The organism is Bradyrhizobium sp. LHD-71 (assembly GCF_031157255.1).
In the GTDB taxonomy this organism is placed as follows: domain Bacteria; phylum Pseudomonadota; class Alphaproteobacteria; order Rhizobiales; family Xanthobacteraceae; genus P52-10.
On the sequence record NZ_JAVIFX010000003.1, the window covers coordinates 201305 to 214447 of the forward strand.

General features: G+C 64.7%; 13 protein-coding genes. 9 read left to right on the forward strand and 4 right to left on the reverse strand.

Annotated elements, in window-relative coordinates; translation table 11 throughout:
• Window positions 1–81 precede the first annotated feature (81 nt).
• Window positions 82–819, reverse strand: a complete 738-nt coding sequence (locus tag RCO31_RS03675) for a 16S rRNA (uracil(1498)-N(3))-methyltransferase (protein WP_308966871.1) — start codon at window positions 817–819, stop codon at window positions 82–84.
• Between the two features lie 270 nt (window positions 820–1089).
• Between RCO31_RS03675 and RCO31_RS03680 the strand changes: the two genes are divergently transcribed.
• Together RCO31_RS03680 and ubiA are read left to right on the forward strand one after the other, a co-directional pair.
• Window positions 1090–1857 (forward strand): hypothetical protein, encoded by a 768-nt coding sequence (locus tag RCO31_RS03680; protein ID WP_308966872.1) that lies wholly within the window; start codon window positions 1090–1092, stop codon window positions 1855–1857.
• A 135-nt stretch (window positions 1858–1992) separates the two neighbouring features.
• Entirely contained in the window at window positions 1993–2925 is a 933-nt protein-coding gene (gene ubiA, locus RCO31_RS03685) for a 4-hydroxybenzoate octaprenyltransferase (protein ID WP_308966873.1), read from the forward strand.
• Window positions 2926–3037: 112 nt separating this feature from the next.
• Here the strand turns inward: ubiA and RCO31_RS03690 are convergent, their stop codons facing one another.
• Window positions 3038–3562 carry a DUF6101 family protein gene (locus RCO31_RS03690; RefSeq protein WP_308966874.1) on the reverse strand — a complete coding sequence of 175 codons (525 nt, stop codon included), beginning with the start codon at window positions 3560–3562 and terminating at the stop codon, window positions 3038–3040.
• A gap of 270 nt (window positions 3563–3832) precedes the next feature.
• Between RCO31_RS03690 and RCO31_RS03695 the strand changes: the two genes are divergently transcribed.
• The 6 genes from RCO31_RS03695 (at window position 3833) to lpxK (ending at window position 9540) form a co-directional block, all read left to right on the forward strand.
• Window positions 3833–5227: a TldD/PmbA family protein gene (locus RCO31_RS03695; RefSeq protein ID WP_308966875.1), complete on the forward strand. Its 1395-nt coding sequence runs from the start codon at window positions 3833–3835 to the stop codon at window positions 5225–5227.
• The gene (locus RCO31_RS03700) at window positions 5214–6005 is read left to right on the forward strand and encodes a 3'(2'),5'-bisphosphate nucleotidase CysQ (protein ID WP_308966876.1); all 792 of its coding nucleotides are present in this window, start codon (window positions 5214–5216) and stop codon (window positions 6003–6005) included. The genes RCO31_RS03695 and RCO31_RS03700 overlap by 14 nt, the downstream gene beginning before the upstream one ends.
• Window positions 6006–6272: 267 nt before the next feature.
• Window positions 6273–6515 carry a DUF4170 domain-containing protein gene (locus tag RCO31_RS03705; protein ID WP_308966877.1) on the forward strand — a complete coding sequence of 81 codons (243 nt, stop codon included), beginning with the start codon at window positions 6273–6275 and terminating at the stop codon, window positions 6513–6515.
• A gap of 8 nt (window positions 6516–6523) precedes the next feature.
• Complete coding sequence (locus RCO31_RS03710; protein ID WP_308966878.1) at window positions 6524–7225, forward strand: lysophospholipid acyltransferase family protein; 702 nt, start codon at window positions 6524–6526, stop codon at window positions 7223–7225.
• Window positions 7218–8522 (forward strand): 3-deoxy-D-manno-octulosonic acid transferase, encoded by a 1305-nt coding sequence (locus tag RCO31_RS03715; RefSeq protein WP_308966879.1) that lies wholly within the window; start codon window positions 7218–7220, stop codon window positions 8520–8522. Before RCO31_RS03710 ends, RCO31_RS03715 begins: the two co-directional genes overlap by 8 nt.
• A complete protein-coding gene (gene lpxK / locus RCO31_RS03720) occupies window positions 8515–9540 on the forward strand; it encodes a tetraacyldisaccharide 4'-kinase (RefSeq protein ID WP_308966880.1) in 1026 nt (341 codons plus the stop codon). Before RCO31_RS03715 ends, lpxK begins: the two co-directional genes overlap by 8 nt.
• A gap of 272 nt (window positions 9541–9812) precedes the next feature.
• Here the strand turns inward: lpxK and RCO31_RS03725 are convergent, their stop codons facing one another.
• Window positions 9813–10031: a DUF2093 domain-containing protein gene (locus RCO31_RS03725; RefSeq protein WP_308966881.1), complete on the reverse strand. Its 219-nt coding sequence runs from the start codon at window positions 10029–10031 to the stop codon at window positions 9813–9815.
• A 120-nt stretch (window positions 10032–10151) separates the two neighbouring features.
• Complete coding sequence (gene xseA / locus RCO31_RS03730) at window positions 10152–11744, reverse strand: exodeoxyribonuclease VII large subunit (protein ID WP_308966882.1); 1593 nt, start codon at window positions 11742–11744, stop codon at window positions 10152–10154.
• A gap of 96 nt (window positions 11745–11840) precedes the next feature.
• Here xseA and purD point away from each other — a divergent pair, with 96 nt between their 5' ends.
• Window positions 11841–13121 (forward strand): phosphoribosylamine--glycine ligase, encoded by a 1281-nt coding sequence (gene purD / locus RCO31_RS03735; RefSeq protein ID WP_308966883.1) that lies wholly within the window; start codon window positions 11841–11843, stop codon window positions 13119–13121.
• The last annotated feature ends 22 nt before the right edge of the window (window positions 13122–13143 follow it).

Below are 13143 nucleotides of genomic sequence, written 5' to 3' on the forward strand. Positions count from 1 at the left end.
GGGGTAGAGAGCAGGCCTCGCGCGGGGCAAGTCAGACGGATTTCGCTGCGGCGCCGGCAAGTCGCGTGACGCGGCGATCGCTTAACCAAGCACCGTCTGCACCAGCGCCAGCGCGGCGACAGCGGCGGTGTCGGCTCTCAGAATGCGATGGCCGAGCGACAGCCGCACGACGTGAAGCTGTCGCGTCAGCAGCGCGCGCTCGTGCTCGGCAAATCCACCCTCCGGCCCGATCAGCACGTCGATGCCGCCGGCCGCCTGATCGCGTACGGCTTCGAGCGCGGCGACTGCGTTCTGAACTTCGGCATCCTCGTCGCAGAACACCAGGAGCCGGTCGGCCTCGCGCGCCTGCAGGAAGCGTTCGAGCGACAGCGGCTCCTCGACCGTGGCGACACTGAGGATGCCGCATTGTTCAGCCGCCTCGATGACATTGGCGCGCATGCGTTCGAGATTGACGCGCGAGACTTGCGTGTGCTGCGTCAGCACCGGGCAAAGCGCGGACGCGCCCATCTCGACGGCCTTCTGCACCATGTAATCGAGCCGCGCATGTTTCAGCGGCGCAAACGCGTAGCGCACACGTGTCGGATCTTCCTGAGGCCGCGTTTGCGCCTCGACGGTGAGGTGCGCGGGCCGCTTGCGGCCCGCGATGGCGCCGCGCCATTCGCCGTCTCTGCCATTGAAGACGAGAACCTTGTCACCGCTCTTCAGCCGCAGCACGTTGCCGAGATAGTTGCCTTGTTCCGGACTGAGGGAGACTGTGCCGCCGGATGTAAGCGCGGCGTCGACGTAGAGGCGAGGTGTGCGGAAGTCGGCGCGGGGCATTCAGGCGTAACCGGTCGGTTGTATTGGCCTTGTTCAGGTTGCATGCGTTGTAGCGGATGTGACCGTCAAGAACAGTGGGAAAGCGTACGGTTCTGGTGGCAGGACCGGTGCGTTGAGAGACGTACGAACATTAAATCCGGCGTACCAGCCGGCATTGCGCCGCGTTAATGCCGGAATCATCGGGTTGTTAACCGGATTGGGTAATCGTAAAAGCCACTTGCTTGAGCTCTCACGAAGTTCGTGACCGGACCTTGTCCTTGAGGAGAGACTGTGACCGTCCGCCGCCTTCTGATGCCGCTTGCCTTTTCCGCGATGGCTGCCTTTTGCGTGCAGGCCTCCGCGCAAGGCGCGTTTCCCGCTCCTTTGCCGAATCAATCCGGCGGCAGCGCTTCGCCGTTCCCGCCGGTCAACCAGTCGGGTGCGGCGCCTGCGAATAACGCTGCCGCCTCGCCATTTCCTCCGGTGAATGGCGCGCAAAGATCGGCGTCGTCGTCGCCGTTTCCGAATCCGCCCGCGGCTAATGCCGCGGCGCCTCAGGGCGTATTTTCGCAAGGGGCGAGGCCGCTTGGTGGTGGGCTGGCCTCTGGCGGCTTCGGTGCACCGCCGCCTCAGGGCGGCGAGGGAACCGCCGAGCAGGAAGAGTGCATGGCCAAGTTCGCGCCGCTGCGACAGGATGCGGAAAAGCGCGCCGGCATGATCAAGGCGGCCAGCGAACGCAAGGCGCCGCCTCAGGAGGCCTGCGGCCTGATCAAGGCGTATGTCCAGGCCGAAACGAAGCTTGTGAATTATGTCACGACCAAGCAAACCGCCTGCGGCATTCCGGCCGACGTCCCGAAGCAGCTGAAAGCCAACCAGGCGCGGTCGCAGCAGATGATGAAGGCTGTCTGCCAGGCGGCTGCCCAGCCGCAAGGCGGCGGTCCGGCTGCGGCGCCGTCGCTGAGCGAGGTGCTCGGGTCGAGCTCCGCGCCTGATGTGCGCACTGTCCGAAGCGGCGGAAGCACCTTCGATACCATCAACGGCAACGTCCTTGCGCGCTGAGCTGCACGCTGGAGCCTTTTCCGGAAAGGTGGATACCGGCTTTCCGCAAGAAAATGCGACCACTGAAATGAATCTGGAGTGTATTCCGTTCAACCTGAACGGAATACACTCCAGGGCTTCGACATCGCGCTCACGATGAGTGACCTGAGCGGCCGCGTCGCTGATTCGACCGGCAACTGGGTCGACTCGCACGCGCCATCATGGGCGCGGCCCTACCTCCGTCTCGCCCGTTACGACCGTCCGATCGGATCGTGGCTGCTACTGCTGCCGTGCTGGTGGTCGGCGGCGCTGGCTTCTGGCATCGCCGGCGATGTGGGCAGCTTGCCGCTCATGCTGACGCTGTTCTTCATCGGCGCGTTCACCATGCGCGGTGCAGGCTGCACCTGGAACGACATCACCGACCGCGATCTGGACGCGAGCGTCGAGCGCACGCGGTCGCGGCCGCTTCCTGCGGGCCAGGTCAGCCTCGCGGGCGCGTTGACGTTCCTCGTGGCGCAGGCGCTCGTCGGACTGATCGTGCTGTTGCAGTTCAACAGCTTCGCGATCGTAACCGGCATCGCCTCGCTCGTCATCGTGGCGGTCTATCCCTTCATGAAGCGAATTACCTACTGGCCGCAGGTCGTGCTGGGGCTCGCCTTCTCATGGGGCGCCTTGATGGGGTTCGCTGCGACGCTCGGCGCGCTGGGGCCGGCTGCGTTCACGCTCTATGCGGGTGCGATTTCCTGGGTGATCGGCTACGACACGATCTACGCTCATCAGGATCGTGAGGACGATGCGCTGATCGGCGTGAAGTCGACCGCGCTGTTGTTCGGCGAAAACACTCGCACGATGCTGGCGCTCTTCTATGCGCTGGCCGTCGTGCTGATCGGCGTGTCGATCTACCTGTCCGGCGCCGGCGCGACTGCCTGCGTCGGATTGCTTGCCTTCGCCGTGCACCTTGCCTGGCAGATTCGCTCGATCCGCATCGACGATGCGGCGCTCTGCCTGCGTCTGTTCAAGTCGAACCGCGATGCGGGGCTGTTGCTGTTTGCAGGCCTCGTGGCGGACGCCGCGATGCGGGCGGGTTGAAGGGCACCGTCGTTGCGAGCGAAGCGAAGCAATCCGGTCTGAGGTTGTGGTGAATGCCGCGCTGGATTGCTTCGTCGCTTCGCTTCTCGCAATGACGAAGGTGTCTTTGATCTCAATCCCGGGCGATGATCTCGCGCTCGCCGTGGTGCACCTTCATCGTGTCGACATCGCCACCGCCCTTGCGGCGCATCAGGATCGATGGGCGTCGCGCCTTGATCACGTTGCGTCTGCGGCGGCGCGGAGCCGCTTCGCCGGCGGACTGATCCTCGCCTCCGGCCAGTTGCGGTAGCGCGAGTGTTTCCGACCAGGTCTGCCAGTCGTTCTCCATGTTGTCGTGGCCAGTCGCGAGCGGTACGGACAACGACGGATCGCGATGCTTGAGGATCAACGTCGGTGCGCCTTCGATCGTGCGCAGCGCGACGCCGAGGAATTCAGAAATACGGATGCTTATTGCCATGCTCATGCCGCGCACGGCGCGACGCACGGTCACGCGATCACGACGGATTTCGACGCGACGCACGCCGCCGTCGGCGCGGGTGTCACGCGCCTCGAAGCTCGCTGGAAGTGAGAGGGGGTCGAGCCGCGCAATACGGCTCGACCCGGCGGGATTGACCCCGGTTGTAGTTTGACGCCTCACGGCTTTGGTCTCCCCGCCGGGATTATTTCCCGGTCGATGGGGTCACCTTGCCAGAGGCGCGGCCGAATCTGCTTAAGAAGGCTGGTTAAAAGACTCTACCTTGATCGCATACTTGACGAGTCCTTGCCGATTTCCTGAAAAAGCCTTTATGTGGAAGGTGAATCGTGCTTGAAGCGCTGATCACGCGCGCACATTTCTTGCTGACCCGTCTTCCGCCGACGTTCGCTGTGTCGTCGCGTTGCGCGGGAAGCCCGTTTTCAGGATTGCTCAGTGTCCCAACCCACTGTCGCCGCCGCCAAACATTCATCTGAGAAAAGCGCCGACCTGCTCGATCAGTCTGCGCTGATCGATCTCGCCCAGCGTCTGGTCGAAGCCGCAAAACGCGCCGGTGCGGATACTGCCGATGCGGTTGCCGTGCGGGGTGTGTCGCAGGGCGTCGAAATTCGCGACGGCAAGGTTGAAGAGTCGGAACGGGCCGAGGGCGACGATGTGGGCCTGCGCGTGCTGATCGGACGTAAGCAGGCAGTGGTCTCGACCAACGACATCGCTGCCGATGTGGCGACGCTCGCCGAGCGTGCGGTGGCGATGGCGCGTATCGCGCCCGAGGACAAGTACGCCGGTCTTGCCGACCCGTCGCTGCTGGCAAAAGAGTTCCCGAATCTTGATCTGCTCGATGCAGTTGCGCCCTCGGTCGAGGAGCTGGAGGCTCGTGCGCAAGCAGCGGAGGCTGCCGGCCTCGCAGTGAAGGGCGTCAGCAAGTCGGGCGGCGCCTCGGCTTCCGCCGGCATCGGCGGCATGGTGCTGGTGACCAGCACAGGCTTCTGCGGCGCTTACCTGCGTTCGAGCCAGGGGATCTCGATGACGGCGATCGCAGGCAGCGGCACCGGCATGGAGCGCGACTACGATTTCTCGTCCGCGATCCACGCGGCGGATCTCGCTTCGCCCGACAGCATCGGCAAGACAGCGGCGACGCGTGCGGTGGCGCGGGTCAATCCGCGCAAGGTCGCGACTTGCAAGGTTCCCGTCGTGTTCGATCCACGCGTTGCCGGCTCTCTGATCGGTCATCTGGTCGGGGCGATCAACGGCGCGTCCGTCGCGCGCAAAACCAGCTTTCTGAAGGACCGGATGGGCGAGCGCCTGTTCGCCGCCGGCGTCGGTATCATCGACGATCCGCTGCGCGTCAGGGGACTGCGGTCGCAGCCGTTCGATGCGGAAGGGGTCGCGGTGAAGCCGTTGTCGTTCATCGACGATGGTGTGCTGACGTCCTGGATTCTCGATTCATCGACCGCCCGCGAGCTTGGCCTCGTCACCAACGGTCGTGCGCATCGGGGTGTCTCTTCGTCGCCGTCGCCTGGCGCCTACAACCTGCACATGACCGCCGGTAAATCGACGCCGGCCGAGTTGATCGCCGATATCAAGCAAGGCTTCTACGTCACTGACCTGATCGGCTCGGGCGTCAACGGTGTGACCGGCGATTATAGCCGTGGCGCCAGCGGCTTTTGGATCGAGAACGGCAAGATCGGTTTTGCGGTGAGCGAGATGACCATAGCCGGGCATCTGTTGGACATCTTCAAGTCGCTGACGCCGGCGAACGACCTCGAATTCAAGTACGGCGTCAATGCGCCGACAGTACGTATCGAAGGACTGACGGTTGCTGGCCGCTGATACCGACACTGCAAGCGACGCCGCGCTGCTGAAGCGAACGGTCCGCGAAGCGGGTGCGCTGGCGCTGCGAATGTTCCGCACCGACATCAGGCAATGGACCAAGGGCGCGTCGTCGCCGGTCTCCGAGGCCGATATTGCGGTCGACGAACTGATCCGGCAGCGGCTGCAGTCGGCGACGCCCGACTATGGCTGGTTGTCGGAAGAAAGCGCTGACGATCGCGTGCGGCTCGACAAGCGCCGGGTCTGGATTGTCGATCCGATTGACGGTACGCGCGCCTATCTCTCCGGACGCGAGGACTGGTCTGTCAGCGCAGCGCTCGTCGAAGACGGAACCCCACGGCTTGGCGCGGTGTTCGCGCCAGCGACGGACGAGTTTTTCTTTGCAGGTGAAGGCTGCGGCGCTACTCGAAACGATGCGGCGATCAAGGTGTCGCCGGGGACGGGCTTCGACATCGATCGGATGGCCGGGCCGCACTTCCTCCTCAACCGCGTGCGGGGCGCGACCTCGCCGGAACTGCGCAATTTCAAGATCGGCTCGCTGGCGCTTCGCATCAGCCGCGTCGCAGAAGGCGCGCTCGATGCCGCTTTCGTCGGCGGCAACAGCCGCGACTGGGATCTCGCGGCGGCCGACCTTTTGCTGCGCGAAGCTGGCGGACGATTGACGACCGTGGAGGGCGCCGCGCCCACGTATAATCGCGTCGAGGTGACGCATGGAGTCCTGGTTGCGGCGGGGCGCGAACGGCACACGGAGCTTGTGAGGCATCTCGCTCAGCATTGAAGGGCGAGACGTCCGAGCTGGGGCGCCGCTAGCGCGTCCCGCGAACGCGGGGAGCCATGACCACCAAATTCAAGAGTGCGCACCGAGGGCGACGCGACCTCTTTCTGGTCCGGTCGGTTAAGGAAATTTCGCCGCGCTCGTCTTTGTGACAATTCTCGTTCGCAACTCATGTTGCCTCGCCGCTCAAAGCCGCCTTTTGCTTGACGGAAGTGCGCAATTTTCCGATTGTGTTTTTGACGATTGCCGGGCAAACGCAGGACCGAAATGATGCCCGATCAAATGCAACCCCAACTGCTTCATCTCGTGATCGGTGGCGAGCTCACCGATCTCGAACACGTGACTTTCAAGGACCTCGATAAAGTGGATATCGTCGGCGTGTATCCGAACTATGCGTCTGCCTATGCAGCCTGGCGGGCCAAGGCGCAACAGACGGTCGATAACGCGCACGTACGATACTTTATCGTCCATCTGCACCGGCTGCTCGATCCTGCCGCCGATTCGAAACGCTAAAGCCCACGATGAGACTGAGGGACCTGACAAGTGCGCCGCGCTTTCAGCGTGCCGCAGGAATTCTTGCTGCAGAGTATCTGCGCCTTGTCTGGTCGACCAATCGCTTCAGCTACGATCCGCCCGACTTCTACGAACGGTTCGATCCGCACCTGCCGGCGATCATTGCATTCTGGCACGGCCAGCATTTCATGGTGCCGTTCCTCAAGCGCGACTACCATCGCGCCAAGGTGCTGATTTCGCGCCACCGCGACGGTGAGATCAACGCGATCGCCGCGGAGCGGCTCGGGATCGGCACGGTTCGCGGTTCCGGCGATCACGGCGTGGAGTTTCAGCGCAAGGGTGGAGTGACAGCGTTCAAAAGCATGCTGCAGACGCTTGCCGAAGGGTCGAATATGGCTACCACGGCGGATGTGCCGAAGGTGTCGCGCGTGGCCGGCCGTGGCGTTATCATGCTTGCACGCGAATCCGGTCGGCCGATCTTCCCGTTTGCGCTGGCGACGAGTCGCTTCAAGCGCTTCAACAACTGGGATCGTTCGGTGATCAGTCTTCCGTTTGGTCGCGGCGTGATGGTGGCGAGCGACCCGATCTATGTGCCGCGTGATGCGGATGATGCGACGGTGGAGGCCTATCGTGCCCGCCTTGAGGTGGAGCTGAAGGAGGTGACACGACGCGCCTATGCGACGGTCGGAGCTAAGGACTCCCATGGCTAGCGATCTGCCACTGACCTTGCGCATGTATCGCGGACTTTCGACAGTCGCTGGTCCGCTGGCCGGCGCGCTGGTCAGGCATCGGCTGAAACGCGGCAAGGAGGACGAGGCGCGGGTCGGCGAACGCAAGGGCCTGACCGTCGCCGCGCGGCCGGCGGGGCCGCTGGTGTGGATTCATGGCGCCAGCGTCGGCGAAGTGCTTGCCGTCGCGGGCCTCGTCGAGCGGATGCGCGCGATGAACATCTGCATCCTCTTGACCTCGGGTACAGTGACGTCGGCGGCGATCGTCGCCAAGCGCTTTCCGCGCGACGTCATTCATCAGTTCGTCCCCTACGATTCGCCGCGGTTCGTGGCGCGCTTCCTCGATCACTGGCAGCCGAGCTTCGCCATGTTCGTGGAATCGGATCTCTGGCCCAATCTGATCCTCTCCAGCGCAGCGCGCCGCATCCCGATGATCTTGGTCAATGGCCGGATGTCGCCACGCTCGTTTCGACGCTGGCAAAGTGCGCCGGCGACCATGGCGGCGCTGCTCGGACAGTTCGAGATGTGTCTCGTCCAATCGCCGGGCGATGCCGAGCGTTTCTCGGCACTGGGCGGTCCGCATGTCTTCAATACGGGTAATCTGAAGTTTGACGTGCCTGCGCCGCCGGCCGATCCGCAAAAGCTCGCCCTGTTGCGGCGTGTGATGCAGGGCCGGCCGATCCTGCTGGCTTCATCGACGCATGCGGGCGAAGAAGAGTTCGTTCTCGACGCGCATCGCCGTCTCGTGGTGCACTTTCCGGAGCTGCTCACCATCATCGTGCCACGACATCCCGATCGCGGCCCGCAGGTCGCGCAACTGACAGAGGCGGCAGGCCTGCGGGTTGCGGTCCGTTCGAGGGGCGAACTGCCGTCGCCTGATGCCGACATCTACCTCGCCGATACGCTGGGAGAGCTCGGCCTGTTCTACAGACTGTCGCCGATCGTCTTCGTCGGCGGCTCCCTGGTCAATCACGGCGGGCAGAATCCGATCGAGCCGATCAAGCTCGGCGCTGCCGTTCTGCACGGCCCCCATGTGGCGAACTTTGCGGACATCTACCGCGCGCTCGACGAAGCCGGCGGCGCCCGGCTTGCCGCCGACCGCGAAGCGCTGGTGAAGCAGATGGGCGGGTGGCTCGACGACGGCGGCGCGCGACAGCGCGCGAGCGTCGCGGGGCGCGCCGTGGTCGACCGACTCGGCGGCGCATTGGACAAGACAATGGCGGCCCTCGAACCCTATCTGCTGCAACTGCGGCTCGAGAGCGGGTCGATGCATGCGTGACCCGGCATTCTGGTGGCGATCGCCGTCATGGATGTCGTGGCTGTTGGCGCCTGCGGGTCTTCTTTACGGCACGATCTCCGGTCGCCGCATGTTGCAGGCCGGTCGCCGCGCCCGACTGCCGGTGATCTGTGTCGGCAACTATTCACTCGGCGGTGCCGGCAAGACGCCGACCGTCATTGCACTGCTGCGGTTGCTGCGGGCTGCCGGCGAAACGCCCGTCGTGGTGAGCAGAGGATATGGCGGACGACTCACGGGTCCCGTTAATGTGGACGCCGCGCGGCACACCGCCGAAGATGTTGGTGATGAACCGCTGCTGCTGGCGCGCCTCGCGCCCGTGATCGTATCGAGCGATCGGGTGCAGGGCAGCGGTGCTGCAGTTAGCGTCGGTGCAAGCGTGGTCGTCTTGGACGATGGCTTCCAGAATCCATCACTCGTCAAGGACCTTTCCCTGATCGTGATCGACGCCAATCGCGGCATCGGCAACGGCGCGGTCTTTCCCTCGGGCCCGTTGCGAGCGCCGCTCGCCGCGCAAGTGGACCGCACGGATGCTCTCCTGGTCGTCGGCGACGGCACAGCCGCCGCCGACATCACGGCTCAGGTCGAGGGAAGAGGCAGGCCTGTGCTGAGAGCGCACATCGTCCCGGATTCGCAAGCGATCGCCGCCCTGCGTGAAAGGCGCGTCAGTGCCTTCGCCGGTATCGGCGATCCGCAACGCTTCTTTGCAACGTTGCGCGCGAGCGGCATCGACGTTCAGTCAACGCGTGTGTTCGCGGATCATCATCGCTTTACGGCGCCTGAGATCAGGCGGCTGGGCGACGAGGCGCGCGCAGACGGCTTGACGCTGGTGACGACGGAGAAGGATTTCGTCCGCTTGAGCGGGCTTGAGAAGGCGGACACAGCGATCATCCACCCGTTCCCGATCACGCTTGTCTTTGATGACGAAGCCCGCGTGCGGGATTTCATCACAACGCGGCTTGCGGAGGCGCGCAAGCAGATCGCCGCAACTACGGTCCTGTAGCCATCCGGATTACAGGCCCTATGAAGATCTCGCGTCGTCCCGGTCAAGCGAAGCGCCGAGCCGGGACCCATACGCCGTGTCGTTCATGAGGTGACGGGCGTTTGTTACCTTCGTGAACGGCGGCTTGCGAACACGATTGGCTCGGCGCTCATGGGTCCCTGCTCGGCGCTTCACTTGGCAGGGACGACTTTGAGAGGGTGAGAGGCAGAGTGAACAAGCCAGCACGGCGGCTGTGGCAGAGCTCAGACTGGATCGCTTCGCTGCGCCCGCGATCACGGCGCCGCCGTCAGATGATGCCGCTCAAGCACGGCTTCCGGCGTGGCGTAGGCTTCCTGCCGGTCAACGCTCCAGTACTTCAAATCCTCCAGCGGGATCCGTGCGCCGGTGACGGCGCACCGCACATAGGCGCCGGGCGAGATGACACGGAAGTCACCGTCGAGATACTGCACCTTGGCTTCGCCCTGGCCGGACGATCCGAACTTATTGAGCACGAAGAAATCTCCAGTCCATCCGCGCCCCGGTAGATCCGGCGGCTCGGCCGCGTAACCCCAGGGCCAATTAACCGCATGGCGGCGTTGCTGACAACTGGAGCAGTTGCAGCAAAAACTTCGCTAAAAAAGCTTCCCTTGAGCGGGTTCGGAGGGACGACTGCGTGTCGAGGGCTGCTTCGGTTTTGCGGCGCTGGTTCCCTCGCCATCCGCGGTCGCGCCAACCGTTCCGTCGGAGAACTCCAGCGCCAGGTGCGCGCCAGGCGTCACGGCCGCGGCGCTCCGCACCGGCGCCCCGTCGGCGTCGCGCACAAGCGCATAGCCGCGCTGCAGCACGCTCTTATACGACAGCGCGCTGAGCAACTGGCCCGCACGTTCGAGCCGCGCCGTGCGCGCGGCAAGCAGAACCCTGATCGCGCGCGTCGTGCGCTCCGTTAGCCGGTGCGTACGCTCGAGATCACGGGCAAGACGATGGCGATGCGCCTCGGCATTTGCGCGCAGCGACGCGCCAAGCCGTGCCGTCAGCCCTGCAAAGCGGTCCTGTCGGCGTGCGGCCTGGACCTGGATGCACTGCGCCGCGCGGCCGCCGAGGCTGCGCAGGTTCTCGGTCGCACGTTCGATCTGCACCTTCAGCGTACGCGGCGTCAGCCTGGCGGCGGCCGACGCAAAGCGGCGATGGTGGATGTGCGTGGAGGCCTTCAGCGCGCGTGGCAAGGCTGCGCCCGCATGGTCGAGGCGTTGGCGCGGGATCGCCAACAAGTCCTCGCGCGAGGGGAGTGCGCGCATTGCGGCGCGCAACTCGGTGCGCCGCGCCTCGTGTCCGCGCTGCCAACAGGCGAAGGCACGCCGCGCCAGGCTCGCGACCTCGATCACAAGCTCGGCTCGAACCGGGACCGCCATTTCGGCCGCAGCCGTCGGCGTTGGCGCGCGCCGGTCGGCGGCGAAATCGATCAGCGTCACGTCGGTCTCGTGACCAACCGCCGAGATCAGCGGAATGGCGCTCTCGGCCGCCGCGCGCACCACGATCTCCTCGTTGAACGACCAGAGGTCTTCCAAGGAGCCGCCGCCGCGGGCGACGATCAGCAGATCCGGCCGGGGGATTCGTCCCCCCTCCCGGAGCGTGTTGAAGCCGCGGATCGCCGCCGCCACCTGTTCCGCCGAGCCTTCGCCTTGCACGCGCACAGGCCACACCAGCACGCGCCGCGGGAAACGATCGTCGAGCCGGTGCAGGATGTCGCGGATCACCGCGCCGGTCGGCGAGGTGACGATGCCGATGGTCTCGGGCAGCCACGGCAGCTGTCGTTTGCGCTGATCGTCGAACAAGCCTTCGGCGGCGAGCTTGCGCTTGCGCTCTTCCATCAGCGCCATCAGCGCTCCGACGCCTGCGGGCTCGAGCGCGTCGATGACGATCTGGTATTTCGAGGAGCCCGGGTAGGTGGTCAACCGCCCGGTGGCGATCACCTCGAGCCCTTCCTGGGGCTTGAACCGCAGGCGGGCGTGCGTACCCTTCCAGATCACCGCCTCGATCTTGGCCGTCTTGTCCTTCAGGGCGAAGTAGCAGTGGCCGGACGAGTGGGGCCCGCGAAAGCCGGAGATCTCGCCGCGTACGCGCACGTGGCCGTAGGCGTCCTCAACTGTCCGCCGCAGGGCGGCGGACAGTTCCGAGACGGTGAATTCGGCCGCGTTTGGCCGCATTTCCGAAGCGAGCGCGGTCATGACTCTCGAATCTTTAGCCTGCAAATCTTTAGCCTGTCAGGGTCATATGGTACATGCTTTGCGCTCTTATAACCCCAGCGATTCCAAGCCTTTTGCATGAAGATTCTGGTTCTCGGTTCCGGTGGGCGCGAACATGCGCTGTGCTGGAAGATCTCAGCGTCCCCCCTGGTGACGAAGCTCTGGTGCATGCCCGGCAATGCCGGCATCGCCAGCGACGCCGAATGTGTCCCGATCGACATTTCTGACCATCCGGCGGTGATCGCCTTCTGCAAGGCGAACCAGGTGGATTTCGTGGTCGTGGGTCCGGACGCGGCAGTCGCCGCCGGCGTGGTCGACGACCTCGATGCGGCGGGTTTCAAGGCGTTCGGCCCGACAAAGTCGGCCGGCCGGCTGGAAAGTTCGAAAAGCTTCACCAAGCAGCTTTGCCGCGACCACAACATTCCGACCGCAGCCTACGCGCACTTCGCCGACGCTGAGGCGGCGAAAGCGTATATTCGCGAAAAGGGCGCGCCGATCGTCGTCAAGGCCGATGGCCTTGCCGCCGGCAAGGGCGTGGTCGTGGCGATGACGCTCGATGAAGCGCTGAGCGCAGTGGACATGATGTTCGGCGGCGCGTTCGGCGACTCCGGCGCCGAGGTCGTGATCGAGGAATTCATGACCGGCGAGGAGGCATCGTTCTTCGCGCTCTGCGACGGCGAGCACGCGTTGCCGCTTGCCACCGCGCAGGATCACAAGCGCGCCTATGACGGCGACACCGGGCCGAACACCGGCGGCATGGGCGCCTATTCACCGGCCTCGATCATGACCGACGCGCTCTGCCGCCGTGTGATGGATGAGATGATCTATCCGACGCTGCGGGCAATGAAGGCGATGGGCGCGCCCTACAAGGGCGTGCTGTATGCAGGCATCATGCTGACGGAGCAGGGACCGAAGCTCGTGGAGTACAACGCCCGCTTTGGCGATCCGGAGTGCCAGGTCCTGATGCTGAGGATGATGTCCGACGTGGTGCCGGCGCTGCTCGCCTGCGCCGACGGCCAGCTCAAGAACCTGTCGCTGCGCTGGTACGATGACGCGGCGATCACCGTCATCATGGCGACCAACGGCTACCCTGGCGACTACGGCAAAGGCTCGCGCATCGACGGGCTGGAGGAAGCCAAGAAGGTCGAGGGCGTCGAGATTTTTCACGCCGGCACGAAACTGCAGGACGGCCACATCACCGCCTATGGCGGCCGCGTGCTGAACGTCTCGGCGCTTGGCAAGACCGTGAGCGAAGCGCGCGACCGCGCCTATGCCGCGATCGACAAGATCAATTGGCCTGAAGGCTTTTATCGCCGTGACATCGCCGGGCGCGAAGTCAGGCGGGAGAGGGGCGAATAGTCCGCAAATTCGGCTGTAGCCC